At 74.1% G+C, this 26,756-nt stretch carries 28 protein-coding genes; 22 read left to right on the plus strand and 6 right to left on the minus strand.

Annotated features, from left to right (window positions below; genetic code table 11):
* Window positions 1–27: 27 nt before the first annotated feature.
* The 8 genes from BJ983_RS01830 (at window position 28) to era (ending at window position 8,653) form a co-directional block, all read left to right on the plus strand.
* Entirely contained in the window at window positions 28–792 is a 765-nt protein-coding gene (locus BJ983_RS01830; protein ID WP_179792233.1) for a 16S rRNA (uracil(1498)-N(3))-methyltransferase, read from the plus strand.
* Window positions 792–1,694, plus strand: a complete 903-nt coding sequence (locus BJ983_RS01835; protein WP_179797268.1) for an alpha/beta hydrolase family protein — start codon at window positions 792–794, stop codon at window positions 1,692–1,694. The genes BJ983_RS01830 and BJ983_RS01835 overlap by 1 nt, the downstream gene beginning before the upstream one ends.
* A gap of 124 nt (window positions 1,695–1,818) precedes the next feature.
* Window positions 1,819–3,444 carry an ATP-binding cassette domain-containing protein gene (locus tag BJ983_RS01840; protein ID WP_179792234.1) on the plus strand — a complete coding sequence of 542 codons (1,626 nt, stop codon included), beginning with the start codon at window positions 1,819–1,821 and terminating at the stop codon, window positions 3,442–3,444.
* 35 nt (window positions 3,445–3,479) lie between these two features.
* Window positions 3,480–4,532 (plus strand): PhoH family protein, encoded by a 1,053-nt coding sequence (locus tag BJ983_RS01845; protein ID WP_343054434.1) that lies wholly within the window; start codon window positions 3,480–3,482, stop codon window positions 4,530–4,532.
* Window positions 4,533–5,093, plus strand: coding sequence for an rRNA maturation RNase YbeY (gene ybeY, locus BJ983_RS01850; RefSeq protein WP_179792236.1), 561 nt, complete (start codon window positions 4,533–4,535; stop codon window positions 5,091–5,093). It begins immediately after the preceding gene.
* On the plus strand, window positions 5,090–6,502 hold the full coding sequence (locus BJ983_RS01855; RefSeq protein WP_179792237.1) for a CNNM domain-containing protein: 1,413 nt from the start codon (window positions 5,090–5,092) through the stop codon (window positions 6,500–6,502). The genes ybeY and BJ983_RS01855 overlap by 4 nt, the downstream gene beginning before the upstream one ends.
* Before the next feature lies 1 nt (window position 6,503).
* Window positions 6,504–7,757 (plus strand): L-2-hydroxyglutarate oxidase, encoded by a 1,254-nt coding sequence (gene lhgO, locus BJ983_RS01860; RefSeq protein ID WP_343053618.1) that lies wholly within the window; start codon window positions 6,504–6,506, stop codon window positions 7,755–7,757.
* The gene (gene era, locus BJ983_RS01865) at window positions 7,754–8,653 is read left to right on the plus strand and encodes a GTPase Era (RefSeq protein ID WP_179792238.1); all 900 of its coding nucleotides are present in this window, start codon (window positions 7,754–7,756) and stop codon (window positions 8,651–8,653) included. The genes lhgO and era overlap by 4 nt, the downstream gene beginning before the upstream one ends.
* Before the next feature lie 72 nt (window positions 8,654–8,725).
* On the opposite strand, the gene BJ983_RS01870 is transcribed toward era, so the two are convergent.
* Together BJ983_RS01870 and BJ983_RS01875 are read right to left on the minus strand one after the other, a co-directional pair.
* Window positions 8,726–9,097: a nuclear transport factor 2 family protein gene (locus BJ983_RS01870; protein ID WP_179792239.1), complete on the minus strand. Its 372-nt coding sequence runs from the start codon at window positions 9,095–9,097 to the stop codon at window positions 8,726–8,728.
* Window positions 9,098–9,191: 94 nt separating this feature from the next.
* Complete coding sequence (locus BJ983_RS01875; protein ID WP_179792240.1) at window positions 9,192–9,515, minus strand: DUF4190 domain-containing protein; 324 nt, start codon at window positions 9,513–9,515, stop codon at window positions 9,192–9,194.
* Window positions 9,516–9,625: 110 nt separating this feature from the next.
* On the opposite strand from BJ983_RS01875, the gene recO reads away from it, so the two are divergent.
* The 4 genes from recO to BJ983_RS01895 all read left to right on the plus strand — a co-directional run bounded on the left by recO (window position 9,626) and on the right by BJ983_RS01895 (window position 13,793).
* Window positions 9,626–10,489: a DNA repair protein RecO gene (recO, locus tag BJ983_RS01880; RefSeq protein ID WP_179792241.1), complete on the plus strand. Its 864-nt coding sequence runs from the start codon at window positions 9,626–9,628 to the stop codon at window positions 10,487–10,489.
* A gap of 77 nt (window positions 10,490–10,566) precedes the next feature.
* Window positions 10,567–11,364 (plus strand): isoprenyl transferase, encoded by a 798-nt coding sequence (locus BJ983_RS01885; RefSeq protein WP_179797272.1) that lies wholly within the window; start codon window positions 10,567–10,569, stop codon window positions 11,362–11,364.
* Entirely contained in the window at window positions 11,365–11,775 is a 411-nt protein-coding gene (locus BJ983_RS01890) for a hypothetical protein (protein ID WP_179792242.1), read from the plus strand.
* A 119-nt stretch (window positions 11,776–11,894) separates the two neighbouring features.
* Window positions 11,895–13,793, plus strand: a complete 1,899-nt coding sequence (locus BJ983_RS01895; RefSeq protein WP_179792243.1) for a BCCT family transporter — start codon at window positions 11,895–11,897, stop codon at window positions 13,791–13,793.
* A 228-nt stretch (window positions 13,794–14,021) separates the two neighbouring features.
* Here BJ983_RS01895 and BJ983_RS01900 read toward each other — a convergent pair whose 3' ends face one another.
* From BJ983_RS01900 to BJ983_RS01910, 3 genes are read right to left on the minus strand one after another with little or no spacing between them, the layout of a single operon-like run.
* Window positions 14,022–14,435, minus strand: coding sequence for a transcriptional repressor (locus BJ983_RS01900; protein WP_179792244.1), 414 nt, complete (start codon window positions 14,433–14,435; stop codon window positions 14,022–14,024).
* 33 nt (window positions 14,436–14,468) lie between these two features.
* Complete coding sequence (locus BJ983_RS01905) at window positions 14,469–14,816, minus strand: ArsR/SmtB family transcription factor (RefSeq protein WP_179792245.1); 348 nt, start codon at window positions 14,814–14,816, stop codon at window positions 14,469–14,471.
* Window positions 14,813–15,109, minus strand: coding sequence for a DUF6703 family protein (locus BJ983_RS01910; RefSeq protein ID WP_343053623.1), 297 nt, complete (start codon window positions 15,107–15,109; stop codon window positions 14,813–14,815). Before BJ983_RS01910 ends, BJ983_RS01905 begins: the two co-directional genes overlap by 4 nt.
* A gap of 73 nt (window positions 15,110–15,182) precedes the next feature.
* Here BJ983_RS01910 and BJ983_RS01915 point away from each other — a divergent pair, with 73 nt between their 5' ends.
* The 10 genes from BJ983_RS01915 (at window position 15,183) to BJ983_RS01960 (ending at window position 25,988) form a co-directional block, all read left to right on the plus strand.
* Complete coding sequence (locus BJ983_RS01915; protein ID WP_179792246.1) at window positions 15,183–15,506, plus strand: antibiotic biosynthesis monooxygenase; 324 nt, start codon at window positions 15,183–15,185, stop codon at window positions 15,504–15,506.
* A 79-nt stretch (window positions 15,507–15,585) separates the two neighbouring features.
* On the plus strand, window positions 15,586–17,013 hold the full coding sequence (locus tag BJ983_RS01920) for a glycine--tRNA ligase (protein WP_179792247.1): 1,428 nt from the start codon (window positions 15,586–15,588) through the stop codon (window positions 17,011–17,013).
* 59 nt (window positions 17,014–17,072) lie between these two features.
* Entirely contained in the window at window positions 17,073–18,083 is a 1,011-nt protein-coding gene (locus BJ983_RS01925) for an XdhC family protein (protein ID WP_179792248.1), read from the plus strand.
* A 23-nt stretch (window positions 18,084–18,106) separates the two neighbouring features.
* Entirely contained in the window at window positions 18,107–18,775 is a 669-nt protein-coding gene (locus BJ983_RS01930; RefSeq protein WP_246325509.1) for a YdcF family protein, read from the plus strand.
* A gap of 113 nt (window positions 18,776–18,888) precedes the next feature.
* The gene (locus BJ983_RS01935; protein ID WP_343053625.1) at window positions 18,889–20,115 is read left to right on the plus strand and encodes a deoxyguanosinetriphosphate triphosphohydrolase; all 1,227 of its coding nucleotides are present in this window, start codon (window positions 18,889–18,891) and stop codon (window positions 20,113–20,115) included.
* Complete coding sequence (locus BJ983_RS01940) at window positions 20,112–22,001, plus strand: arabinofuranosyltransferase AftB family protein (protein ID WP_179792250.1); 1,890 nt, start codon at window positions 20,112–20,114, stop codon at window positions 21,999–22,001. Before BJ983_RS01935 ends, BJ983_RS01940 begins: the two co-directional genes overlap by 4 nt.
* Before the next feature lie 378 nt (window positions 22,002–22,379).
* Window positions 22,380–24,221 (plus strand): hypothetical protein, encoded by a 1,842-nt coding sequence (locus BJ983_RS01945; protein ID WP_179792251.1) that lies wholly within the window; start codon window positions 22,380–22,382, stop codon window positions 24,219–24,221.
* A gap of 88 nt (window positions 24,222–24,309) precedes the next feature.
* Window positions 24,310–24,744, plus strand: coding sequence for a hypothetical protein (locus BJ983_RS01950; protein ID WP_179792252.1), 435 nt, complete (start codon window positions 24,310–24,312; stop codon window positions 24,742–24,744).
* Between the two features lie 37 nt (window positions 24,745–24,781).
* Window positions 24,782–25,444 (plus strand): hypothetical protein, encoded by a 663-nt coding sequence (locus tag BJ983_RS01955; RefSeq protein WP_179792253.1) that lies wholly within the window; start codon window positions 24,782–24,784, stop codon window positions 25,442–25,444.
* A 19-nt stretch (window positions 25,445–25,463) separates the two neighbouring features.
* The gene (locus BJ983_RS01960) at window positions 25,464–25,988 is read left to right on the plus strand and encodes a gamma carbonic anhydrase family protein (protein ID WP_218890055.1); all 525 of its coding nucleotides are present in this window, start codon (window positions 25,464–25,466) and stop codon (window positions 25,986–25,988) included.
* A 10-nt stretch (window positions 25,989–25,998) separates the two neighbouring features.
* Here the strand turns inward: BJ983_RS01960 and BJ983_RS01965 are convergent, their stop codons facing one another.
* Window positions 25,999–26,724 (minus strand): GntR family transcriptional regulator, encoded by a 726-nt coding sequence (locus BJ983_RS01965; protein ID WP_179792255.1) that lies wholly within the window; start codon window positions 26,722–26,724, stop codon window positions 25,999–26,001.
* Window positions 26,725–26,756 lie beyond the last annotated feature (32 nt).

The raw sequence follows: 26,756 nt of genomic DNA on the forward strand, positions 1-26,756 counted from the left end.
GCAGGAAAGCGTCGTTGCTGTCATCCAGTGGCAGTAACGCCACATCGTCGGGCGGACTGGAGCCGCCCGGCGCTGTTCCTCGTCGATGAGGTCCCGACGACGGGTGCCACGGTCACCCTCGACGGTCCCGAGGGCCGGCACGCGGCGGACGTGAAACGGGTGCAGCCCGGCGAGGTGGTCCTGCTCGGCGACGGCGCCGGGACCCGGGCCCGCGCCACCGTGACCGCGGTCGGCAAGGGGCGGGTGACGGCGGAGGTCGACGAGACCCGCACCGACCCGCCGTCGGGAACCCGCCTGGTGCTGGCGCAGGCCCTGGCCAAGGGCGACCGCGGGGAGCTCGCCGTGGAGACCGCGACCGAGGCCGGGATCGACGCGGTCATCCCGTGGCGCGCCGAGCGGTGCGTGACCCGCTGGGACGACGGCCCGCGCGGGGCGAAGCAGCTCGCGCGCTGGCGGTCGAGCGTGACGGAGGCGGCGAAGCAGTCGCGGCGGGCGTGGGTGCCCGAGGTGCACGAGCCGATGACGACGAACCAGCTGGCGCAGCGCCTCGAAGGTGCCACGGGACTGCTGCTGGAGGCGACGGCGGAGGTGTCGGTGGCGGACGTGGAGCTGGGTGGAGAGGTCGTGCTGCTCGTGGGACCGGAGGGCGGGGTCACCGACGCGGAGACCGCGCGGCTCGTGGCGGCGGGCGCGACGCCCGTGCGCCTGGGTCCGGACGTGCTGCGCACGTCGACGGCGGCGGCCGTCGCGCTCGGCGCGCTCGGGGTCCGCACGGGCCGGTGGCGGGCGTGATGGCCCGTCGATCGCTGCTCGGCCTGCTGGGCCTGGCCGGGCTGGCGGCCTGCTCGACGAGCCCCGCCGGCACCACCCCCGCGCCCCGGCCGGGCACCCCGGAGCCGATGCCGCTGCGCTATGGGCCCGACCCGTCGCAGTACGCGGTGCTCCACCTGCCCCCGGGCGACCCGGGGGAGGGGCCGGAGGGCGCGCTGCCCGTCGTCGTGGTGATCCACGGCGGTTACTGGCGCTCCGCCTACGGGCTGGAGCTCGGCACGCCGCTCGCCGTGGACCTGACCAACGCCGACGTCGCCGCGCTGAACGTCGAGTACCGGCGGGTCGGCGACGGCGGGGGCTTCCCGGCCACGCTGGCCGACGTCGCGGCCGCGGTGGACCTCCTCGCGACGGCGGGGGTCGAGGCCGCACGCCGGGTCGGACGCACGCTGGACCTGCGCTCCGTCGTCCTGCTCGGGCACTCCGCGGGCGGGCAGCTCGCGGCCTGGGCGGCCTCCCGGGCGCGCCTGCAGCCGCCCGCTCCCGGGGCCGATCCGGTGGTGGTGCCGAAGGGCGTCGTGTCGCAGGCCGGGGTCCTCGACCTCGTCGCCGCGGCCCAGCAGGACCTCGGCGGCGGGGCGACGCAGGACCTGCTCGGCGGTGACCCCGTGACGCAGGCCGCCCGCTACGCGGTCGCGTCCCCGGCGGCGCTGGTGCCGGCGTCGTGCCCGGTCGTGGCCGTGCACGGGACCGCCGACAGCACGGTGCCGATCGACCAGTCGCGCCGCTACGTCGCCGCCGCCACCGCGGCCCGGGGTGCGGCCCGGCTCGTCGAACTGCCCGGCGTCGACCACTTCCAGCTCATCGACCCGGCCGCGCCCGCCTGGCGCACGGTCCGCGACGAGGTGCTCGGCCTGCTGCGGTAAATCGGTCGCGCGTCCCGACGACGGGTGTACCGTCGTCGCCATCATGGAGCTCTGACGACGCCTCGACCCTCGCTGCGGCCATCGCCCGGCGGGGTCCTCGCCCTCCGCCTCCCGGAGCGTCGTCGTGTCATCCTCCCTCGTCACCACCCTCGAAGCCGTCGTCACGCACGGCCTCGTCCGCGCCTTCGGCGCCCGCCCCGTCCTCGACGGGATCGACCTCACGGTCGCCCCGGGCACCCGTCTGGGGCTGATCGGGGAGAACGGCACGGGGAAGTCGACGCTGCTGCGCCTCCTCGCGGGCGTCGACCGTCCCGACGCCGGATCGGTGCGGGTCCCGGCCGACCTCGTGTACCTGCCCCAGGAGCCCGCGGCCGACGCGACCTCGGTGGGCCGGATGCTCGACGACGCGCTGCGTCCGCTGCACGACGCGGTCGGCCGGCTGGAGGAGCTCGCGGCGCGCATGGCCGCCGGGTCCGACGTCGGCGCGGAGTACGACGCCGTCCTCGCCTGGGCCGTCGCCCACGACGCGTGGGACGCCGACCGCCGCGCCGAGGTCACCGCGGCCACCCTCGGGGTCGCCGACCTCGACCGGTCCCGCCCGGTGGGCACCCTGTCCGGCGGTCAGCGCACCCGCCTCGCCCTCGCGGCGGCCCTCGTGCGCCGTCCGGCGGCGCTGCTGCTCGACGAGCCGACCAACCACCTCGACGACCAGGCCCTCGACCTGCTCGAACGCAGCCTCGTCGACCTGCCCGGCGTCGTCGTCGCGGCCAGCCACGACCGGACGTTCCTCGACCGGGTCGCCACCGAGCTTTACGACCTCGACGCCGGGGTCCTCGGCACGGACGGCCGGGGCGGCCGCCGGTTCGGCGGGTCGTTCGGTGAGTACCTGGCCGCGCAGGCCGACTCGCGGCGCCGCTGGGAGGAGACCTTCGCCGCCCAGCAGGAGGAGATCGCGGCGCTGCGGGACCGGACCCGGGTCGACCTGCGCTCGGTCGCCGCCGGGCGTGGGCCGACCGACAACGACAAGTTCATCACGAAGTTCAAGGGCGCCGGGGTCGAGCGGGCCCGCGCCCGCCGGGTCCACGACGCCGAGCGCCGGCTCGAGGTCGCCGAGCGCGAGGCCCTGCCGAAGCCCCCGGCGCCGCTGCGGTTCGAGGCGCCGCCCACCGACGCGGGGGCGACCGTGTCGGTCCGCGGGCTCCGGGTCCCCGGGCGGCTCCGGCTGGAGCGGCTCGACGTCGGGACGGGGGAGAAGCTGCTGGTCACGGGGCCGAACGGCGCCGGGAAGTCGACGCTGCTCGACGTCCTCGCCGGGGAGCTCCGGGACGGGGTGGAAGGCTCGGTGCAGGTGAGGGCGCGCCGGGTCGCGCTCGTCCGCCAGGACCCGACGTTCGCCCGGCCGGACCTGTCCGCGCGGGAGACGTTCGCGGCGGCCGTGGGGGCGGAGGTGGCCGGGGCGGTCCCGCTGGGGTCGTTGGGGCTGCTGCACCCGCGGGACCACGGGACGGCGGTCGGGGCACTGAGCGTCGGCCAGCGCCGCCGCCTGTCGCTCGCGGTCGCCGTGGCCGTCCGGCCCGACCTGCTCCTGCTCGACGAGCCGACCAACCACCTGTCGCTGCGCCTGGGGGGCGAGATCGAGGCCGCGGTGGCCGCGGCGGCCGCCACCGTCGTCGTGACCTCGCACGACCGCTGGTTGCGGTCGCGCTGGTCGGGCCCGACGCTGGATTTGACTGTCAGAGGTTCGGTCTAGACTGACCACGCCGCATCACCGCACGGGGAGCACGCATCCTGAGTCCCACGTCCACCGACTCGTCCGGCGAGTCGCGCATCGTCGTCCCCGAGTCCGCGCTGCTCACGCTGTTGGGCAAGCGGGACGAGAACCTCCGAGAAGCCGAGGACCTGCTGGACGCCGACGTCCACGTCCGCGGCAACGAGCTGACCCTCACCGGGACCCACGCGGACGTGGCGTTCGCCGAGCGGGTGTTCGCCGAGCTGGTGATCCTCGCCAGCCGCGGCCAGCAGATCGATCCCGACGGCGTCCGCCGCACCGTCCGCATGCTCGGCGACGACGCCGCGGAGTCGGCGTCGCCCGCCGAGGTGCTGAGCCTGGACATCCTGTCCCGGCGCGGTCGCACCATCCGGCCCAAGACGCTGAACCAGAAGCGCTACGTCGACGCGATCGACGTCAACACGATCGTCTTCGGCATCGGCCCGGCCGGTACCGGCAAGACGTACCTCGCGATGGCGAAGGCCGTGCAGGCGCTCCAGGCCAAGCAGGTCAGCCGGATCATCCTCACCCGCCCGGCCGTCGAGGCGGGGGAGCGGCTCGGGTTCCTGCCCGGCACGCTCTCGGAGAAGATCGACCCGTACCTGCGCCCGCTGTACGACGCGCTGAACGACATGATGGACACCGAGGCGGTCCCGAAGCTGATCGCCTCGGGCACCATCGAGATCGCGCCGCTGGCCTACATGCGCGGCCGCTCGCTGAACAACGCGTTCATCATCCTCGACGAGGCCCAGAACACCACGCCGGAACAGATGAAGATGTTCCTCACGCGGCTGGGTTACGACTCGAAGATCGTGGTCACCGGTGACGTGACGCAGGTCGACCTGCCCGGTGGGCAGATGTCCGGCCTGCAGGTCGTCCGGCAGATCCTCGACGGCGTCGAGGACGTCCACTTCAGCGAGCTCACCAGCGCCGACGTCGTCCGGCACCGGCTCGTCGCCGAGATCATCGATGCGTACGGCCGCTGGGACGCACGCCAAAACACCGGTCCGCAGGGCGTGCCCCCGCGGAACGGGCCGCCGCAGAATCGTCGCGAACGGCGGAACCGGTAGATGAGCATCGAGATCGCGAACGAGTCCGGGGTCGACGTCGACGAGGCACCGATCGTCGACGTCGCCCGCCACGCGCTCGACCGGATGGGCGTGAGCCCGCTCGCCGAGCTGTCGATCCTGCTCGTGGAGCTCGAGCCGATGGCCGAGCTGCACGAGCGGTGGCTCGACCTGCCGGGCCCCACGGACGTCATGAGCTTCCCGATGGACGAGCTGGACACGGCCAAGCGGCCGGACGCCCCGCCGTCGGGCCCGGCCCTGCTCGGCGACATCGTGCTCTGCCCCGCCTTCGCGCGGGACCAGGCGGTGTCGGCCGGGCACACGCTCGACGACGAGCTCCACCTGCTCACCGTGCACGGCGTGCTGCACCTGCTGGGCTACGACCACGCGGAGCCCGACGAGGAGGCCGAGATGTTCGGCCTGCAGGGCGAGCTGCTCGCGGAGTGGCGCGCCGAGGTGGCCGAGCGGGCCCGGGCGGAGCGCGACCGGCTGACCCGGGAACGACAGCGGGCGGCCGACGCGAAGCTCCTCGGCACGGTCGGTCTGGACGAGAGTTCGACGTGACCGCCGCCCAGATCGGGCAACTGATCGCCGCGCTCGTCCTGGTCCCGCTGGCCGGGGTGTTCGCGGCGGCCGACTCCGCCATCACCACGATGTCGCCGGCGCGCGTCGAGGCGATCGTGCGGGAGGGCCGCGCCGGGGCGAAGTCGCTCGCCGCCGTCGTCGCCGACAAGCCACGGCACCTCAACCTCCTGCTCCTCATGAGGTTGACGTGCGAGGCGGTGGCCACCGTGCTGGGCGCCTACGTCGCGCTGCAGCTCATCGGCTCGGAGGGCTGGGCGGTGACGATCGCGGCGCTCGTCGTGATCGTCGTGTCCTACGTGCTCATCGGCGTCGGGCCGCGCACGATCGGCCTGCAGCACCCCTACGGCGTCGGACTCGCGGTCGCCGTGCCGGTGCGCGCCCTCGCCCGGCTGCTGGGCCCGCTGTCGTCGCTGCTGATCCTCGTCGGCAACGCGATCACCCCCGGCCGCGGCTTCCGCGACGGCCCCTTCAGCCAGGAGGTGGAGCTGCGCGAGCTGGTCGACATGGCCGAGGCGCGCGGGCTCGTCGACGACGACGAGCGCTCCATGATCCAGTCGGTGTTCGAGCTCGACGACACGATGGTCCGCGAGGTGATGGTCCCCCGCACCGAGATGGTGTGGATCGAGCGGGACAAGTCGGCGCGCCAGGCCCTCGCGCTCGCCCTGCGCTCGGGCTACTCGCGCATCCCGGTGATCGGCGAGAACGTCGACGACACCGTCGGCGTCGTCTACCTCAAGGACCTCGTGCGCTACACCAGCGCGCGGCAGAACGACCCGCAGCACTCGCCGTCGGACCACCACGGCGCGGTCGGCGAGATCATGCGCCCGGCGGCATTCGTGCCCGACTCCAAGCAGGTGGACGACCTGCTCCGCGAGATGCAGCGCACCCGCAACCACATGGCGCTGGTCGTCGACGAGTACGGCGGGATCGCGGGGCTCGTGACGATCGAGGACATCCTCGAGGAGATCGTCGGCGAGATCACCGACGAGTACGACACCGCCGAGCACCGCCCGGTCGACCGGCTCGAGGACGGGACCCTGCGCGTCTCGGCCCGGCTGCCGGTGGAGGACCTCGAGGAGGCCACGGGCGTCGAGTTCGAGGTCGAGGACGTCGACACCGTCGGCGGTCTCCTCGCCCAGCGCCTCGGCCGGGTGCCGCTGCCGGGCGCGGAGGCCGAGGTCGGGGGGCTGCGCCTGCGGGCCGAGGGCGGCGAGGACGATCGGGGCCGCATGCGCATCGTGTCGGTGCTCGTGTGGGACCCACACCCCGCCGACGGCGGTGACGTCAGCCCCGACGACGGGTCGGCGGAGGACACGCTCGTGGCCGCGAGCGGTCGACGGAGCGGAGCGGAGCTCGGGCGACGAGCAGGAGAGGACCAGAGTGGTTGACGTGGCAGGAATCCCGGGGCCCAGCCCGCGGCACGACGTCGTCGTGGTCGGCGGGGGCATCGTCGGTCTGGCCGTGCTCACGGCCCTGCTCGACGCCGGGCACACGTCGGTCGCGCTGGTCGAGCGGGAGTCCTCGCTGGCCGGGCACCAGACCGGACGGAACTCCAACGTCATCCACTCCGGGCTGTACTACGCGCCGGGGTCGCTGAAGGCCCGCCTCGCCGTCGCCGGCTGCGCGGAGACCAAGGCGTTCTGCGCGGAGCACGACCTGCCCTACCTCGAGTGCGGCAAGGTCGTCGCGGCGACGAGCGAGGACGAGCTGCCGCGGATGGCGGAGCTCGTGCGCCGCGGACGGGCCAACGGCGTCGAGGTGCACGAGCTGGACGCCGCCGGCGTGCGGGACCGCGAGCCCGCCGTCAGCGCGGTCGCCGGGCTGTGGGTCCCGTCCACCGGCATCTGCGACTACGAGGCGATCACCGTCAAGCTCGCCGAGCTCGCCGTCGCGCGCGGTGCGGTGATCCACACCGGGCGCGCCGTGCGGTCGACCGTGCGCCGGCGGTCCGACGTCGTCGTCCACACCGACGGCGGCGACCTGCTCGCCGGCCAGGTCGTCGTGTGCGCCGGCCTGCGCTCGGACGAGATCGCGCGGGCCTCGGGCTTCGACCCCGGCGTGCGCATCGTGCCGTTCCGCGGCGAGTACTCCGACCTGCGCGGCCCGAAGGCGGACGCGATCCGCGGGCTGGTCTACCCGGTGCCCGACCCGGCGTTCCCGTTCCTCGGCGTGCACGCCACGCGAGGTGTCGACGGCTCGGTGCACGTCGGGCCGAACGCCGTCCTCGCGCTGGCCCGCGAGGGGTACGACTGGCGGACGCTGAAGGTCCGCGAGCTCGCCGGCACCCTCACCGACCCGGGCTTCCTGTCGCTGGCCGGCAAGCAGTGGCGCTACGGGCTCGGCGAGATGCACCGGTCGCTGTCGAAGGCGGCCATGGCGAAGGCGGTCGCGAAGATGCTGCCGGGCGTCACGGCCGACGACCTCGAGCCCCCGCACGACGTGATGCGCCGCGCCGGCGTGCGCGCCCAGGCGGTTCGGCCGGACGGGGCGCTCGTCGACGACTTCCTGTTCAGGGAGGACACCGCGGACCGGGGCGACATTCGAGTGCTGCACGTGCTCAACGCGCCGTCCCCGGCGGCGACCGCCGCCCTGCCGATCGGGCGCGAGATCGTGGCCCGGCTCGAGGGCAAGGACGCGGCGTGACCCAGCCCTGGCCGGACGACTTCCGCTCCGGGTTCGCCTGCTTCGTCGGACGCCCGAACGTCGGGAAGTCGACGCTGACGAACGCGCTCGTGGGCCACAAGGTCGCGATCACCTCGTCGCGCCCGCAGACCACCCGACACGCGATCCGCGGCATCGTCCACCGGGCCGACGGGCAGCTCGTGCTCGTCGACACCCCCGGCCTGCACAAGCCGCGCACCCTGCTGGGGGAGCGCCTCAACGACGTCGTGCGCACGACGTGGGCCGAGGTCGACGTCGTCGGGTTCTGCGCCCCGGCCGACCAGGCCGTGGGGCCGGGCGACCGGTTCATCATCTCCGAGCTGCGCAAGGTGGCCGACCGCACGCCCGTCGTCGCGGTCCTCACCAAGACCGACCTCGCGCGCCCCGAGGTGATCGCCGAACGGCTGCTGGAGCTGCAGCAGCTCGCCGACTTCGCCGAGATCGTGCCGGTGTCCGCCGTGTCGGGGAAGCAGGTCGACCTGCTCACCGACCTCCTGCTCGCCCAGATGCCGCCCGGCCCGCCGCTCTACCCCGAGGGCGAGCTGTCCGACGAGCCGGAGACGACGATGATCGCGGAGTTCATCCGCGAGGCCGCCCTCGAGGGCGTGCGCGACGAGCTCCCACACTCGCTCGCCGTCGTGGTCGAGGAGATGGTGGAGGGGAAGACCCTCAAGATCCGTGCCGAGATCTTCGTCGAGCGGCCCTCGCAGAAGGCGATCGTCATCGGCCGGGCGGGCTCGCGGCTCAAGGAGGTCGGCACCACCTCTCGGCGCCAGATCGAGAACATGCTGGGCACCCAGGTGCACCTCGACCTGTTCGTCAAGGTGGCCAAGGACTGGCAGCGCGACCCCCGTCAGCTGCGCAAGCTGGGGTTCTGACCCCACCCTTCGTGGCAGCGAAGCGTCGTTGCTGTCGTCCAGTGGCAGGAACGCCACATCGTCGTGGTGACGTCAGCCGAGCGCGGCGAACAGCGGCGCGAGCTGGCCGGAGTCGACGTACTCCTCGATGCGGGTGACGAGTCCGTTCTCGGTGTGCACGACGAGGGCGGCCGGCGCGTGCAGGCGCGACCCGTCGGGCAGCGTGCCCGTGACGACGTACTGCGCGAGCCCCGGCTCCCCGCCGAACGCGCGGACGTCCACCATCGTGAAGTCGGGGACCACCGCCCGGATGGCCCGCAGCGAGTCGAAGGTCGCGGGCACCGTCGGGGCCTCGACCTCGTCGAACGAGTGCCAGGTGACGGCGCCCGGGGCGAAGAGGTCGGGCGGTGGCCCGTCGGCGGTGGTGGAGGCGAGCGCGTCGAGGACCCGTCCGGCGATCTCCATGCCGGCCACGCTAGGGGCGACGCCGAGGGTCACACCAGGCATCGTCCCGGGCCGCGGAACCTGCCTGGTGTAACCCTCGCCGGAGCGGACGGGGTCAGATCGAGTACGAGTACGAGAAGCTGCCGCCGTTCGCGATGATCAGCACCCAGAACAGGATCCAGAACGCGCAGCCGATCCCGCCCAGCACGAGCGCGGTGATCGCGAGGGGCCGGCCGTTCTCGTCGGTCCGGGCGATCTGGCGCAGCGACACCCAGCCGCAGATCACGGCGGCGAGCGGGACGAAGAACGCCGCGACGAGCGCGACGATCGACAGCACGTTCATGCGGCGTGCGGGCGGGCCGTACCCCACGGGCTGGACGGGGGGTTGGCCGGCGCCGACGGGGCCGGGGGCGAACGGCTGCTGCTGCGGAGTGGTCATGACGGGTCCTTCCCGGTCGTTGTGACTGAGCGTGACAGTAGACCGGGCCGACCCGGCGTCGTATAGGCCGGATGAGTGAACGCCGCCAGCTGTCGGACGGGAGTGCCAGGATGGTCGGCGTGGGCCTCTACCGCGACACCGGCGTGGTGCTGCGGTGTCAGAAGCTCGGTGAGGCCGACCGGATCGTCACCCTGCTGACCCAGCGCCACGGCAAGGTCCGGGCCACCGCGAAGGGCGTCCGGCGGACCACCTCGAAGTTCGGGGCGCGCCTCGAACCGTTCGGCCACGTGGACCTGCAGCTGCACACCGGGCGCAGCCTCGACATCGTCACCCAGGTGCAGACGATCGACGCGTTCGGCGGTGACCTCGTCGCCGACTACCCGCGCTACACCGCCGGCTGCGCGCTGCTCGAGACGGCCGACCGCCTCACCCCGGAGGAGGGCGAGCCCGCGCGCGAGCTGTTCCTGCTCCTCGTCGGCGCCCTGCGCGGCCTGGCGCTCGGGCAGCGGGACCCGCACCTGGTCCTCGACGCGTACCTGCTGCGCGCCATGGTCATCGCAGGCTACGCGCCGGCCGTCACCGAGTGCGCGCGCTGCGGCGTGGAGCCGGAGACGCCCCTCGACGCCCCCGACGGGACGCACGGGTTCCACCGCCGCTTCGCGGTCGCGGCCGGGGGAGCGGTGTGCGACGACTGCCGGCCCGGCGGCGCGGTCGTGCCCTCGTGGTGGACCTGGCGCCTGCTCGAGGCCCTGCGCGACGGCGACTGGACCGCCGCCGAGCAGAGCCCGCCGGACGCGCGCCGCGACGCCGCGGGCCTGGTGGCCGCGCACCTGCAGTGGCACCTCGAGCGCCAGCTGCGCTCGCTCCCGCTGGTCGACCGCCGCGGTGCGGTCCCACGGGTGGACCTGGAGGACGGGGTCCCGACCACGGGTGCCGAGGGCACCCGCCGTCCGGAATCGGAAGGAGTCGTGTGAGTCCCCTGCGTCAGCGCGCCGAGCGGAGTCGTGGCCGGTCGGGAGGCCGGCTGCGCGGGCCGGGCGACCCGACCGTGATGGCCCCGACGCCGCACCCGTCGGGGGCCACGGCGCCGCCGATCCCGGCCGACCTCGTGCCGAACCACGTCGCGCTCGTCATGGACGGCAACGGCCGGTGGGCCAACCAGCGCGGCCTGCCCCGCATCGAGGGGCACCGGCACGGTGAGGCGCAGCTGCTCGACGTGGTGCGCGGGTGCATCGACGTCGGGGTGAAGTGGATCAGCGCGTACGCGTTCTCCACCGAGAACTGGCGGCGCAGCCCCGAGGAGGTCCGCTTCCTGCTCGGGTTCAACCGCGACGTGATCCGCCGCCGCCGCGACGAGATGCACGCAATGGGCGTGCGGGTCCGTTGGTCGGGCCAGCGTCCGCGGCTGTGGCGCAGTGTCATCAAGGAGCTCGAGATCGCCGAGGAGCTGACGAAGGACAACGACGTCGTCACCCTCACCATGTGCGTCAACTACGGCGGGCGCGCGGAGATCGTGGGCGCCGCGCGGGAACTGGCCCGCCGGGCCGCCCGGGGCGAGATCGACCCCGAGCGCATCGACGAGAAGGCGATCGCCCGCCACCTCGACGAGCCGGACATGCCCGACGTCGACCTGTTCGTGCGCAGTTCCGGGGAGCAGCGCACCTCGAACTTCCTGCTCTGGCAGTCCGCCTACGCCGAGATGGTCTTCCTCGACACGCTCTTCCCCGACTTCGACCGCCGCCACCTCTGGCAGGCGTGCGAGATCTACGCCTCGCGTGACCGCCGCTACGGTGGCGCGGTCGACGCGTCCTCGACCGAGGCGACGGTCGACCCTGCCGAGGAGAGCTGAGTGAGCCGCGAGGCCGCCACGACCGCCACCCTGCTGATCACCGCCCGCGAGGCGCTGGAGAAGTTCGTGGAGGTCCGGGTCGACGACGACGGCGCGCTCTCCTTCCGCCACGGCGACGTGCCCTGCGCGGTGCAGGGGGTGGAGCTCGTCGAGGGCCTCGCCGTGCTGTCGCTGACCTGCGTCGTCGCCTGGGACCTCCCCGACGACGACGTCCCGCGCCGGATGGCCGAGCGGGCGGGCCAGGGGCTCTTCGGCACGCTCGGCGTCGTGCGGACCGACGCCGGGTGGGACGTGACGCTGCGCTACGCGTTCCCGGCGGAGGGCCTCGAGGCGGACCCCCTGGGCACCCTGCTCATGCTCGTCGTGTCCACGGCCTCGCAGGTCCGGGCGGATGTGGTGGCTGCTTCCTGACGTCGGGTCACGCGGCGAAATCCCCCGATTACGCGTTGCTTGTCCTATTTCTCCCGTAGGCTCCTCCGGACGTCGCATCCGGAGAGGAGGACGCCCACCGGGATCGGGGGCGTACCGGTATGACACAGCAACAGGAGAGTCCACCCGGGAAGTCACCGGAGGAGCAGGGCGGGACGGCGGCCGACGCGAAGGGCGTCCCGATCGACAAGGTCGTCTTCGGCGTCGGCGCCTCGCTGGCCGTGGTGTTCGTGCTCTGGGGGATCCTCAGCACGGAGACCCTGAGCTCGGTCTCCAGCGGGATGATCGGCGGGCTCATCAAGGGCGGGGGGTGGCTGTTCATCCTCGCGGCCACCGGCTTCGTGGTGTTCGCGCTCTGGCTCGCGTTCTCGAAGTTCGGGCGCATCAAGCTCGGCGGCGAGGACGAGCAGCCCGAGTTCCGCACCGTGTCGTGGATCGCGATGATGTTCTCGGCCGGCATGGGCATCGGGCTGATGTTCTACGGCGTCGCCGAGCCGCTGTCGTTCTTCACCAGCCCGCCGCCGGGGTCGGTGGCCGGTGGGGACCAGGTGGAGGCGCTGCGCACCGCGATGGCCACGTCGCTGTTCCACTGGACGTTGCACCCGTGGGCCATCTACGCGGTCGTGGGCCTGGCGATCGCCTACTCGACGTTCCGCAAGGGGCGCCGGCAGCTGATCAGCCAGGCGTTCATCCCGCTGATCGGCGAGAAGGCGGCCAACGGCACGCCCGGCCGGATCATCGACATCATCGCGATCTTCGCGACCGTGTTCGGCTCCGCGGCCTCGCTCGGCCTCGGTGCCCTGCAGATCGGCGGCGGCCTCGACGCGACGGGCTTCCTGCCCGACGCCGGCAACGAGGTGCTCGTCCCGATCATCATCGTCCTGACGGCGGCGTTCATCCTGTCCGCGGTCTCGGGCGTCGCCAAGGGCATCCAGTGGCTCTCGAACATCAACATGGTGCTCGCGGGCGTGCTGGCGCTGTTCGTGTTCGTCGTCGGCCCGACGGTGATCATCCTCGATCTGCTGCCCACCGCGGTCGGGGCGTACTTCTCGGAGTTCTTCGAGATGGTCGGGCGCACGGAGGCCACCGGCGGTGCGCCGATGCTCGACTGGCTCTCCTCGTGGACGGTCTTCTACTGGGCCTGGTGGATCTCCTGGACCCCGTTCGTCGGGATGTTCCTGGCCAAGATCAGCCGCGGCCGCACGATCCGCCAGTTCGTCGGCGGCGTCATCCTCGTGCCGAGCCTGGTCTCGCTGCTCTGGTTCGCGATCTTCGGCGGCACCGCGATCACCCAGCAGCAGGCCGGTCTGAACCCGGCGGCGGCCGACACCGAGACCCAGCTGTTCTCGGTACTCCAGGCCTACCCGCTGGCCACGGTCACCGGGATCCTGGTGATGGTGCTCGTCGCGATCTTCTTCGTCTCCGGCGCGGACGCCGCGTCGATCGTCACCGGCACGCTCTCGCAGCGCGGCACCGACGAGCCGAAGAAGTGGGTCGTCATCTTCTGGGGCGCCACGATGGGCCTGGTCGCGATGGTGATGCTGCTGGTCGGCGGCGAGGACGCGCTGTCCGGCCTGCAGAACCTGACGATCCTCGTCGCGGCGCCGTTCGTGGTCATCATGATCGCGCTGTGCGTCGCCCTCACCCGCGATCTCAACCACGACCCGGTCGTGCTCCGCGAGATCAAGGGCACCGAGGTGATCGAGCAGGCGATCGACTACGGCACCGACAAGCACGGGGACGACTTCTACCTGCGGGTGCAGTCGTTCCCGCCGGACGCCGACGGGCCGTGGCGCACGACGGGGGACGAGGCGGGGGAGCGCGTCACGTATGCCGACGTGCGTCGCAACGCCGATCCGTTCCGGGAGTCCGACGAGCCCGTGCCCGCGGACGCGCCGGGCCGCCCCGACGGGGACGGGATCGACGACACCCTGCAGGTGGGCCCGACGGGCGGCGCCGAGCGGGAGACCGCCGGGCGTCCGAGCGCCGACCGCGAGTAGGACGCGTAGCACCGTGGCCCGTCCCCGCACGTCGAGGGCGGGCCACGGTCGTGTCCGGCGCGGCCGCGAGGGTCACGTCAGGCAGCTTCTGCGGCCCGCGGGCATGTCTGGTGTGCATCTCGCGCCGGCGGGGTCCAGCAGCTCGGCGCCGAGGGTCACGTCAGGCAGCTTCCGCTGCCCGCGGGCATGCCTGGTGTGCACCTCGAGAACGGGGCGCGGGACCCGCCGTCAGGAACGGCAGCCCGAGCAGGTCCCGATGATCTCCACCGTGTGGTCGATCTGGGCGAACCCGTGCTCGACGGCCACCTTCTCCGCCCAGTGCTCGACGGCGGGTCCCTCCACCTCCACGGTGCGCCCGCAGACCCGGCACACGAGGTGGTGGTGGTGGGTGTCGGAGCAGCGGCGGTAGGAGGCTTCGCCGGCCGTCGTGCGCAGGACGTCGATCTCACCGGCGTCGGCGAGCGCCTGCAGGGTGCGGTAGACCGTGGTCAGCCCGATGCCCTCACCACGACGACGGAGCTCCTCGTGGATGTCCTGGGCGGAGCGGAAGTCGTCGAGCTCGTCGAGCAGGTCGCCGATCGCCGCGCGTTGGCGGGTCGACCGCTGCCCGGGGACGACGGTCGGCCGCGATTCAGAGACCACGGGTCGAGCTCCGCTGTGCTGCGTCTCCCGCACTCATGCGTCCTCCTGCACGTGTTCGACGGCGTCGACCACGATATGGGCCAGGTGATCGTCGACCAACCGGTACACCACCTCACGGCCGCGGCGCTCGCCCCGCACCACGCCGGCGGCCTTGAGCACCCGCAGGTGCTGGCTGATCAGCGGCTGCGTGACGCCGAGGGTGTCGACCAGCTCGTGCACGCACCGCGGCGAGTGCCGTAGCTGCATCACCACGGCGATCCGCACCGGGGCAGCGAGGGCGCGCAGCAGCTCCCCGGCCGCCTCCAGCGTGTCGGGCTGCAGCGGCGCCGGCGCCTCCGGGACGAGGGCGGCCTCGACCGGCACCTCCTCCGAGACCGTCATCGCAGCGCCACCCCGATCGTCACGAGCACCAGCACCACGAGGATCAGGCTGCGGGCCGCGCGCTCCGGTGGGGACAGGCGTCCCCACGTCGTGGCGAGCAGCACGGCCACGCCGACCACGAGCACCGCCAGCAGCAGCGCCCCGACGAAGCCGCCCACGAGCACTCCGGCGGCGAAGACGACGACCACCACCAGGAACGCCAGGACCGGTGACACGCGCGCCAGCGGCCCCGTCCCCGGCAGCAGGGGACGCCGCATGTTCCCCGGCATCCGTCGTGCGCGTCCGTTCGCCACGGCGCTCCTCTCCCGCGATGCTCGTCGACCTCCAGAATCCCATACTGACACCGGGTGTCGATAAGGTCCGCTCGTGCTCCTGGTCTGCCGCTTCCGTCCCACCGACGAGGACGAGTTCCTCACCCGTGCGCGGCGGGCGGTCGGGCTGCTGGCGGGCGGCCCGGAGTGCGAACGGGTCGAGCTCGCCCGCGCGGTCGAGGCACCGGGGGAGTGGGTGCTGGTCGCCGTGTTCACCTCGCTCACCGGCTACCGGCGCGCCCTGCAGCCCTTCGACGTGCGCGAGCACGTGGTGCCGTTCCTGTCCGAGGCGTCCACCGCGGACGAGGCCACCTTCGAGCGGCGCCTCACCGGCCTTCCTGACGGCGGGTGCGTCGAGCACGCGAGCATCCTCGGCTGAGGCCGGGCACGACCCGTCGTCGGGAAAGCGGCGCTCGATACGCTGGGTGGGCCACCGAGCAGCATCAGGAGAGACCGAAGTGCCCACCCCCACCGGCAGCGCCCGCATCGAGACCGTCGTGAACCTGTGCAAGCGCCGCGGGTTCGTCTTCCCCTCGGGGGAGATCTACGGCGGGACCCGGTCCGCCTGGGACTACGGCCCCCTGGGCGTGGAGCTCAAGGACAACATCAAGCGCCAGTGGTGGCGGTTCATGGTGCAGGGCCGCGACGACGTCGTCGGCCTCGACTCGAGCGTGATCCTGCCGCGCCAGGTGTGGGTCGCCTCCGGGCACGTGGACGTGTTCACCGACCCGTTGGTCGAGTGCACGAACTGCCACCGCCGCTACCGCGCCGACCAGCTCGCCGAGGACTTCGCCGAGCGCACCGGCGGCCCGTCGCTGGAGACGGTCGACGCCGAGGGCAAGGTCGGCTACGACCTCTCGACGGTGCCCTGCCCGAACTGCGGCGTCCGCGGCCAGTACACCGCCCCGCGCGAGTTCAACATGATGCTCAAGACCTACCTCGGCCCCGTGGAGTCCGAGGAGGGCCTGCACTACCTGCGCCCGGAGACCGCGCAGGGCATCTTCGTGAACTTCGCGAACGTCATGTCGACCGCGCGCAAGAAGCCGCCGTTCGGCATCGGCCAGATCGGCAAGAGCTTCCGCAACGAGATCACGCCGGGCAACTTCATCTTCCGCACGCGCGAGTTCGAGCAGATGGAGATGGAGTTCTTCGTCGAGCCGGGCTCCGACGAGCAGTGGCACCAGTACTGGATCGACGAGCGCACCCGCTGGTACACCGAGCTGGGGATCGCGCCGGAGAACCTGCGCCACTACGAGCACCCCAAGGAGAAGCTCTCCCACTACTCCAAGCGCACGGTGGACGTGGAGTACAAGTTCCAGTTCAACGCCGGCCAGGAGTGGGGCGAGCTCGAGGGCATCGCGAACCGCACCGACTTCGACCTCACCACGCACTCGAACCACTCGGGTGTCGACCTGTCCTACTACGACCAGGCCACCGACTCGCGGTACCGGCCCTACGTCATCGAGCCGGCCGCGGGCGTCGGGCGCCCGATGATGGCGTTCCTGCTCGAGGCCTACACCGAGGACGAGGCGCCGAACGCCAAGGGAGGGGTCGACAAGCGCACGGTGCTCAAGCTCGACCCGCGCCTGTCGCCGGTCAAGGCGGCCGTGCTGCCGCTGAGCCGCAACGCCGACCTCTCGCCGGTCGCCCGCGACGTGGCCGCCCGCCTGCGCCAGCACTGGAACGTCGACTTCGACGACGCCGGGGCCATCGGCCGCCGCTACCGTCGCCAGGACGAGATCGGCACGCCGTTCTGCGTCACCGTCGACTTCGACTCGATGGAGGACCGCGCGGCCACCGTGCGCCACCGCGACGCGATGACCCAGGAGCGGGTCTCCTTCGACCAGATCGAGGGCTACCTCGCCGCGCGGCTCATCGGCTGCTGAGGCCCTTCACGACGACGGGTGCGGCGAGACCGTCGGACCCCTCACCTACGCTGGTTCCCGTGACCGAGCTGAGTGAGGTCCTAGCCGGGGGCGACGACCCGGCCGCCCCCGTCGGCGTGGTGCGCGTCCTCGCGCGGCACGGCTTCGGCGTCGTCGAGCCCGGGCAGCTGCTGGCGGCCCGCGGCACGCTGATGGGCGAGATCGTCACGGGCGGCGACCTGCTGCGCGGGGCGCTCGACACGTCGGCCACCGAGCTGGCGCGCACCGCCCTGAGCGCGCCGGGCACCCAGGAGGCGCACGTCGCGGAGGACGACGCCGTCGCCGCCGGGCTCGCCTGCGCGGGCGGGGCGACCCTGCTGGCGCACCCGTTGCCCGGCGACGCCGCCGCGGCCCTCGCGCGCGGCTTCACCCAGGGCGTGCCCGCGGCGCTGGTGTCGACCGTGGACGGGACGGCGGCGCTGGTCCTCGTCGGCGCCGACCTCGCGGAACGGCACGGCACCCTCGGCTCCACCGACCTCGACACGGCGGCCGCGGAGCACCTGGCGGGCCTGCTGCGCCGCGGTGCCACCGTCACCGACCGCGCCGAGCTCGCGGGCACCGACGTCCTGGTCGACCTCTGGGTCCCGGTGCCGTCGCTGCTCGTCGTCGGGGCGGGCGCGCTCGGGGAGGCGCTGGCCGCCCAGGCCGCCGTCCTCGGCTGGGGCTGCCGGACGGCGAGCACCGTCGCGGAGACCACGGCCGCCGTCGAGGCCTTCACCGACGCCGACGTCCTCGTCCTGCTCGACCACGACCCGGCCTTCGACGAGGCGCTGCTCGCGGGCCTGCGCCACGGGCGCGGCTTCCTCGGCGCCCTCGGGTCCCGCCGCACCCAGGCCGCCCGCCGGGAGCGACTGCTGGCCGCCGGGATCACCGAGGCGCAGCTCGCGGGGATCCACGGGCCGGTCGGGCTCGACCTCGGGGCCCGCACGCCCGCGGAGACGGCCGTGTCGGTCGTCGCCGAGGTGCTCGCGGTGCGGTCGGGGCGCGACCCGGGCGCGCTGTCCGCCGGCGGCGGGCAGATCGGGGCGTGAGCCCGCAGGAGCGGAGCTCGACCATGAAGCCGCAGGACGCCGCGCCGCAGCGCTACGCCCGGTCGCGGGCGGCCCTGACGTGGGCGCCGCGCGTGGTCGTCGGGGCGCTGGTGATCGCGCTGCTGCTCGTCGGCGGGACCGCGGCGCGGGTGTGGTGGCTCGGGCGCGTGGACGAGCGGACCCCCACCGACATGATCCTGGTGCTCGGCGCCGCCCAGTACGACGGTCGTCCGTCGCCGGTGCTGGAGGCCCGCCTGGAGCACGCCCTGACGCTCTACCAGCAGGGCGTCGCGTCGCGGATCGTCACGGTGGGCGGGGCGGCGCGCGGGGACCAGTTCTCCGAGGCCGAGAGCGGCGACCGGTGGCTCACCGAGCACGGGGTGCCCAACCGCGACGTGCTCGCGATCGACGAGGGCCGCGACACCCTGGGCAGCTTCGAGGCGGTCGGGTCGGTGGCGCGCCAGCGCGGGTGGACGTCCGCGGTGATCGTCTCCGACCCGTGGCACTCGCTGCGCTCGCGCACCATGGCCCGCGACGTCGGGCTCGACGCGACCACGTCGCCGGCCAAGGGCGGGCCGGTGTCGCAGACCCGGCGCACGCAGGTGTTCTACATCGTCCGCGAGACGGCGGGGCTCATCTACTACCACCTGGCGCACGCTTCGTCGGACTTCTCCGACCCCGGCCTGCAGTGACGCGCAGCGGAGCGGAGCCGGCACCGGAGGGCGCAGTGACGCGCAGCGCAGCGGAGCCGGCACCGGAGGGCGCAGTGACGCGCAGCGCAGCGGAGCCGGCACCGGACGGCGCAGTGACGCGCACCCGCCGTCGGGAAGAACGCTTCTCGCCTGAGGCGCCCAAGCCGGGCCGGGACCGGCGCTCGCCGTTCGCGCGCGACCGCGGACGGGTGCTGCACTCCGCGGCCCTGCGCCGGCTGGCGGGGAAGACGCAGGTGGTGGGCCCGGGGGAGGACGCCGAGGTCACCGGCGTGCCGCGGACGCGCCTGACGCACTCGCTCGAGGTCGCACAGATCGGCCGGGGGATGGCCGAGGAGCTGGGCCTCGACCCCGACGTCGTCGACACCGCGGGCCTCGCGCACGACATCGGCCACCCGCCCTTCGGGCACAACGGCGAGCGCGCCCTGGACGCCGTCGCGGCCGACGCGGGCGGCTTCGAGGGGAATGCGCAGACCCTGCGGCTGCTCACCCGCCTGGAGCCCAAGACGCTCGAGGACGGCCCCGCGTCGGGCCTCAACCTCACCCGTGCCACCCTCGACGCCTGCATGAAGTACCCCTGGCGGCGCGGCGTCGGCCGCAAGTTCGGCGTCTACGCCGACGACGCCGAGGTGTTCGCCTGGATCCGCGACCCCGACCACCGCCGGCCCTGCCTGGAGGCCCAGGTCATGGACTGGGCCGACGACGTCGCCTACTCCGTCCACGACGTGGAGGACGCGATCCTCGCCGGCCGCATCGACCCGGGCCGTCTCGCCGCTCCGGACGACGGGTTGATCGCCCTGGCGGGCGCGGCCTTCGGCGGGGAGCCCACCGAGCTCGGCGCGGCGGCCGAGCGGCTCGCGGGGTTCCCGCCGCTGCGGGCGGTCGCCGAGTGGGACACGCCGGGCAGCCTGACCGCCCAGGTCGCCCTCAAGCGCCTGACCAGCGACCTCGTGGGGCGGTTCGTCGCGGCGGCGGTCGAGGGGACGATCGCGACGACGGGGCGGGAGCGCCCGGAGCCCGGCGACGATCTCGTCGTGCCGCCGTGGGCCCGCGCGGAGGTCACGCTGCTGAAGGCGGCCGCCGTGCGCTGGGTCATGTCCGACCCCGTCCGGTTGCGCGCCCAGGAGGCCGAACGGGGGTTGTTGACTGACCTGGTCGGGCGACTGTGGGACGGCGCACCGGACGCGTTGGACCCCGCGTTCCACCCGGCATGGGACGCTGCGGACGACGGCGCGGCGCGGCTCCGGGTCGTCGTCGACCAGGTGGCGGTCCTGACCGACGCGCAGGCCCGGTCCTGGCACGGCCGGCGGGAGGGGCGATGAGCGACACCACGGTGGCGCCGACGTCGTCGGCGCGCGTCCGCGTGTTCCCGGCCGACCTCGCCCGACGCGCGCGGCGGCGCCCGGTGACGATCACGGCGGTCGCGCTCACCCTCGCCGTCGTCGCGTACGCCGCGCTGGTGTGGCAGCGCCGCTGGGTCTCCGACGACGGCCTGATCTTCCTGCGCACCGTCCGCCAGATCCTCGACGGCCACGGCCCGGTGTTCAACGTCGGGGAGCGGGTCGAGACCAACACGTCCACCCTCTGGACCGTCGTGCTCCTCGGGCTCGCCCTGTTGCCCGTGCCGCCGGAGCCGGCCGCGCTCGTCGTCGGGGGCCTGCTGTCGGTGGTGGCGCTCGGCCTCGGGATGGACGCCGCCCGGCGCCTGACCGGCCTCGGGCGGGTCGTCGTGCCCGCCGGGGCGCTCGTCGTCCTCGCGATGCCGCCCTTCTGGGACTTCGGGACGTCGGGGCTGGAGACCGGTCTGACCTTCTCCTGGCTCGCGTTCTCGTGGTGGCTGCTGGTGCGCCGCTCGCAGCGCGAGCCCCGGCTGTTCGTGACGGCGGGTTCCCGACGACGGCCCGGGCGGGCCTGGCCGCTCGCGCTCGTCCTCGGACTGGGCCCGCTCGTGCGGCCCGACCTGGCGCTGGTCGCGGCGGCCGGCGGCGCGGCCCTCGCGGTCCTCGAACAGCCCCGGGACCGCCGGGGTGTGGCCCGGGTGGTCGGTCTCGGGGCGCTCTGCGTGGCGCCCGCCCTGGCGTACGAGGTGTTCCGTGCGGGCTACTACGGCCTGCTCGTGCCGTCCACGGCGCTCGCCAAGGAGGCCGGCGTCTCCCGGTGGGGGCGCGGCTACTCCTACCTACGCGACACGGTGTCGACCTACTGGCTGCTCATCCCCGCCGCGGTGCTCGCCGCGGCCGCGCTGCTGATGGTCGCGCAGCGGGTGACGCGGTCGGACTGGTGGGCGCGCCGTCGGCACGGTGCGGTGGTGCCCGAGAGCACTCCCGACCTGCAGCGGACCCGGGCCTGGGACCGCGCCGGGACGGTGGCGGTCGCCGTCGCCCCCGTGCTCGGCGGGCTGGGCATGCTCGTCTACGTCACGCGGGTCGGCGGCGACTTCATGCACGCCCGCATGCTGCTGCCGTCGATCTTCGCGCTCCTCCTGCCGGTGCTGGCGCTGCCCGTGCGCCGGCGCACCGTCCTGCCGTTGCTCGTGCTGCTGGTGTGGGCGGGCGTGGTGGGGACGACCGCCCGCCCGAACTACCACGGCATCTCCGCGAGCGGGATCGCGGACGAGCGCGGCTTCTACACCCAGCTGCTCGGCAACCCGCACCCCGTGACCGCCGACGACTACCGCGCGCACCCCTACGTGGCGGGCGGCGCGGCGCTCATCGCGCAGAGCCCGCGACCGGTGGTGGCCCTGCTGGCCCGGGGGACCGGTCCGGCCGGGCCGGAGTGGGACCTCGTGCCGCTCGCGCCGGGGCAGCCGTCCGGGCTGGTGTTCCTCAACCTGGGCGCCGCAGGGGCCCTGACGCCGCTCGACGTCCGGGTCACCGACACGGTGGGGCTCGCCGACCCGCTCGCGGCGCACACCACCAACGTCCCCGACGGCCGCACCGGGCACGACAAGAACCTCCCCGCCGCGTGGTTCGTGGCCGCGGGCGGGGGAGCGCCGGTGGACACGCGCGCGGTCACGGGGGCCGACGTCGCCGCGGCCGAGCGGGCGCTGCAGTGCCCGGCGATCGAGGAGCTTCGCGCCTCGGTGTCCGCGCCGCTGACGTGGACCCGGTTCTGGGACAACCTCGTCGGTGCGCCCGCCCGCACCGACTTCCGCTTCCCGCGCGACCCGGTGCTCGCCGAGGTGTCCTGCAGCTCGTCCGTGCGCTGACGACCGGGCCAGAGGCGGACCGTCCGACGGCGCACGGGGCGTTGCTCCGAACCGGTGCACTTTCCGGGCGGTGTGGTGTGTTGCCCCGGTGTGCTGAGGGCTGTGCGGCCCATCAGGTGCACACCTCTGCGCCGCCTTCCCTGGACCGTTGAGCCCTAGCAGGTAGCCGATCGCGCGGAGTCGGTTGCTCCGGATGCCGATCGCCCCGATCGCGCGGTCGTCCACCGTGCAGCTTTGCGAACGAGCCGGACCGTGAACGCAGCGTTCGTGCGCAGACGGAGGAACGCCGGCCCGTTGGTCCGTTCGGACTCGTTGCCGCTCACGGATAGCGAACCTACGGTGCGTCGGTCCCGTTCATCGGACCAACGAAGGAATCGCGTGGTCGCACTCGGTCGGGGGGCCTCCCCAGTCGACGCGGTCCCGCTCGCCGGTACTCCGCGGGCGGTCACCGTCCTGCCGGAGTCCCTCACCGCCCTCGGTGACCTGCCCGGCGCCCGGTACGTCCTCGTCGTCGACGCGAGCGGCGAGCGGGTGCGGGGCGAGATCGGTGGCCCGCCCGGGTCGGACCTCGCCGTCCTCTCGTGGGCCCGGCGCCTCGCCGACGTCTCCCGTGAGCGCGGGCGCGCGTTGGAGGACGTCGTCCTCACCACGGAGTCGGACTTCCACCTGGTGCGGTCCGTCCCGGCGTCGGCCGCGGGCGAGGACGTGTGGGTGGCGCTCCGCCTCGACCGGGAGCGCGGCAACCTGGCCCTCGCCCGCCGTGCGCTCGCGGCCCTGGGCTCCGGCCGTGCCGGTCGGAGCCGGGCGCTGCCGTCGTCGAATCCCGAACCGCGCACCCCGTCGCCGGCCACTCCGATGTCCGGCTCCTTCCCGGCCACCCCGGTGTCCGGCTCCTTCCGGTCGCCCACCACCCCGGCGTCGGGCTCCTTCCCGGCCACCCCGGTGTCCGGCTCCTTCCGGTCGCCCACCACCCCGGCGTCGGGCTCCTTCCGGTCGCCGGCTGCCCCGGTGTCGGGCTCCTTCCCGGCGCCGCTCGTCGGGTCGTCCGGCTCCGACCGGTCCCGTCCGGACCGCGGCCCGGTCCGCCCCGACACCGGCCCCGTCACGGGGTCCCTGCCGGCCGCGATGCCGTCGTCCGGCGCCCCGATGCCACTCCCGCCCGCGCCGCGCCGGGACTACGAACTGCCGCGCCCGACGGCGGGCGCCGGCGCCGACGTGCCCGCGCTGGCGTTCCTCCCGCCGACCCGCTCGGCCGCGCGCCCCGCCCTGGTGGCGCCGGAGGAGGTCCCGCCGCCCGCGGCCGCCCCGACCGACCCGGTGCTGCCGCGCCGACGGTCGTCCGCCCCGCGCGCGAGTGGCCCCGTTGACGCGTCGGGTGACACCGATGGGCCATCGCTGTCGGACGGGGTGGCGCCGGCCGCGAGCGCGAGTGGCCCCGTTGACGCGTCGGCTGACGCCGATGGGCCATCGCCGTCGGACGGGGTGGCGCTGGCCCCGAGCGCGAGTGGCCCCGTTGACGCGTCGGGTGACACCGATGGGCCATCGCTGTCGGACGGGGTGGCGCCGGCCCCGAGCGCGAGTGGCCCCGTTGACGCGTCGGGTGACACCGATGGGCCATCGCTGTCGGACGGGGTGGCGCCGGCCGCGAGCGCGAGTGGCCCCGTCGACGCACCCAGTGACACCGATGGGCCATTTCCGTCGGCCGAGCACGGCTCCGACACCGGGCACGACGCCGAGCCCGGCCTGTGGGACCCCCGCCGGCGGCCGCTCACCGTCCGCCAGGCCCGGACGTGGCGGACGGAGCCGGAGGTGCCGCCCGCCCGGGAACCGGTCGAGCCGACCGCGTCGGCGCCGGTCATCCCCGCGCCGCGGACGGCGTCGTTGTTCGCACCCGTCGTCGTGGTCCCGCCCCCGCCGTCGCCCGTCGACGACGACACCACCGAGGTCCCGGCCCCGGTGCCGTACCCGATCATCACCGCCCCGCCGCTCGAGTCGGCTCCCGAGCCGGCTCCGACGGCCCCCGAACCCGCACCGGAGGAGGAGCCGGCCGCCACCGACGTCGGCCTGCCCCGCCGTGTCCCCGGTGCGCAACTGCGGTCGCCGACGCCCGCACCCGATCCCGCTCCGGCAGCAGCCCTGTCGGCGGCCGGGATCCCGGGGTGGAGCACCGAACAGTCGGTGCTGCGCCGCCTGCTCCTCGGGCTGCGCCGCCTGACCTGATCCACCCCGACGACCCCGCCCGAGACCGCGGCGACCACCCCCGGACCCCGAGAACCCCGAACACCCCGAGAACCGGAGCTTCCCCCTCATGGCCGACATCGACTACATCCTCAACGCCGCGACCAACATCAAGGGCGCCTTCGCGGTGGCCCTCGTCGACTACGAGAGCGGCATGACGCTGGGGTCGCGCGGCGGCAGCGCGGAGTTCGACCTGGACGTCGCGGCGCCCGGCAACTCCGAGGTGGTCCGCGCCAAGTTCGACGTGATGGCGAAGCTGGGCCTGCGCGAGACGATCGAGGACATCCTCATCACCCTCGACACCCAGTACCACATCATCCGCCCGATCTACTCGCGCACCGAGGACGACAAGCTGTTCCTCTACCTCGTGCTCAACCGCCAGCAGGCCAACCTCGCGATGGCCCGCCGCGACCTCAAGATGATCACCCAGCGCTTCGCGATGGACGACCCGACCTCGGCGCCCGCCGAGCCCGGGTACTTCCCGCAGCAGGCCGGGCGACGCTGACCGCCCGGGGGTGGCACGTCATCGTCATGTGACGTGCGTGCGGTCGGACGGGCTGTCGACGGTGCTGGAGTCGCTGCTCGCCGACCGGCGCGTGGTGGCCGCGACGCTCGTCGACGTCGGGAGCGGGTTCCTGCTGGACGCGTGCACCCGCGACGCCGACCTCGCCGACCTCGAGCTCCTCGGGGCCGCCCACGCCGATCTCGCCCGCGCCGGCTCGGTCCTCGCGCCGGGCGGCGACGGCGGGGGAGGCCTCGTCGTCGAGACCGCGGACGGTCGGGTGCACGTGCTGCGCGAGGTCCCCGACCCGCACGGCGACCGCATCGTCCTCGCCGCGGTGGTCCGGGGACCGGCGCGGGTCGTCGCGCGGGTGCGCCAGCGCCTGGCCGACGTCCCGGTCGAGGCGCTCACCGCCGGTCCGACCCTCCAGCGCCGTCCCGTCGACGGTCGGTGGGACCTCACGCCGGCGGCGCCGATCGCCCCCGCCGTCCCCCCGGAGGGCCTCCCGGGCCTCGACCCGATCCCGACGACGGGTGACGGGGCGGCCTGGGCCCCGCGCGCCGAGCCCGCACCCTGGGCGACCGCGATGACCCCGGTACCCACCGAGCAACCCGGGGCCGACCGGCCGGAGGAGCGAGCCGACCCCGACGCCGACACCGACCCGTCGTCGGGAACGACGGCCGAGGTGTCGACCCACCCGTGAACCTGCTTCGATGCCCGCCATGGACCACCTGATCGTCACCGTCGACGGCCACACCCCGCAGATCGACCCGACGGCGTGGATCGCGCCCGGGGCCGTGGTCGCGGGGCGGGCGACGCTCGGGGCGGAGGTCGGGATTTGGTACGCGGCGGTGGTCCGCGCCGACAACGACACGATCACGATCGGCGACGGCTCGAACATCCAGGACGGGTGCGTCCTCCACGCCGACCCGGGCTTCCCGTGCACGGTGGGGGAGAACGTGACCGTCGGGCACCGCGCCGTGGTGCACGGGTGCACCGTGGAGGACGACGTCCTGGTCGGGATGGGCGCCGTGATCATGAACGGCGCGACCGTCGGGCGTGGCTCCGTGATCGCGGCCGGCGCCGTCATCTCGCAGGACGTGACCGTGCCGCCCGGGTCGCTCGTCGCGGGCGTGCCCGGCAAGGTCCGCCGGGAGACCACGGAGGACGAGCAGGGCTTCAACGGGATGAGCGCCGCCGCCTACCGGTACCTGCTCGGCGTGCACCGCACCGCGACCTCCGACTGAGGGGCTACGGCTACTCGGCCAACGGGGTCGAGTCGTCCGGTGCCGGACCGATCGTGCCGTCCGACGTCGGAGCATCGCCGGTGTCGGCCGGCATCGACGCGAGGATGAGCTGCTCCCCGTGCTCGGCGTGTCGGCGCGCCAGGGCCTCCGCGGCGTCGCCGTCCCGGTCGCGGATGGCGTCGAGGATCGCCGCGTGGTCCTCCCAGACCCACGCCGGCCCGCCGCCCTGGAGCAGCACCTCGCCCATCACCCGCTGCACGTTCCGCCACATCACACCCGCACTCTCGGCGAGCAGCGGGTTGGCGGTCGCCTCGACGACCGTGCGGTGGAACTCGACGTCGTTGCGCACCATCAGGGCGAACGCCCGGTCGTCGAAGGCCTGTCGTCCGGCGACCACGATCCGGGTCGCGTGCCGCAGCCAGTCGTCGGTGTGGCGGGCCGCCGCCAACCGGGCGGCCTGCCCGTCGAGGATCCCGCGCAGCTCGTAGAGGTGGCTCACGAAGCTGCGCTCGAGCGGGGTCACCTCGAGGCCCCGACGTCCGAACTCCCGGACGAGGCCCTGGTTGCGCAGCAGGAGCAGCGCCTGCTGGATCGGCTGGCGGGAGACGTTGAAGCGCTCGGCGAGCTGTTCCTGGCGCAGCGGGACGCCGGGGGCGAGACGACCGGTGCAGATGTCGTCGACGATCGCCTCGAAGACCTGCTCGGTCCGCGAGGGCTTCTGCGGCAGCTCCGCCATGGGGGCCGTCCTCCCGTGATCCTCCGTCCCCG

The organism is Actinomycetospora corticicola, assembly GCF_013409505.1.
In the GTDB taxonomy this organism is placed as follows: Bacteria; Actinomycetota; Actinomycetes; order Mycobacteriales; family Pseudonocardiaceae; genus Actinomycetospora; species Actinomycetospora corticicola.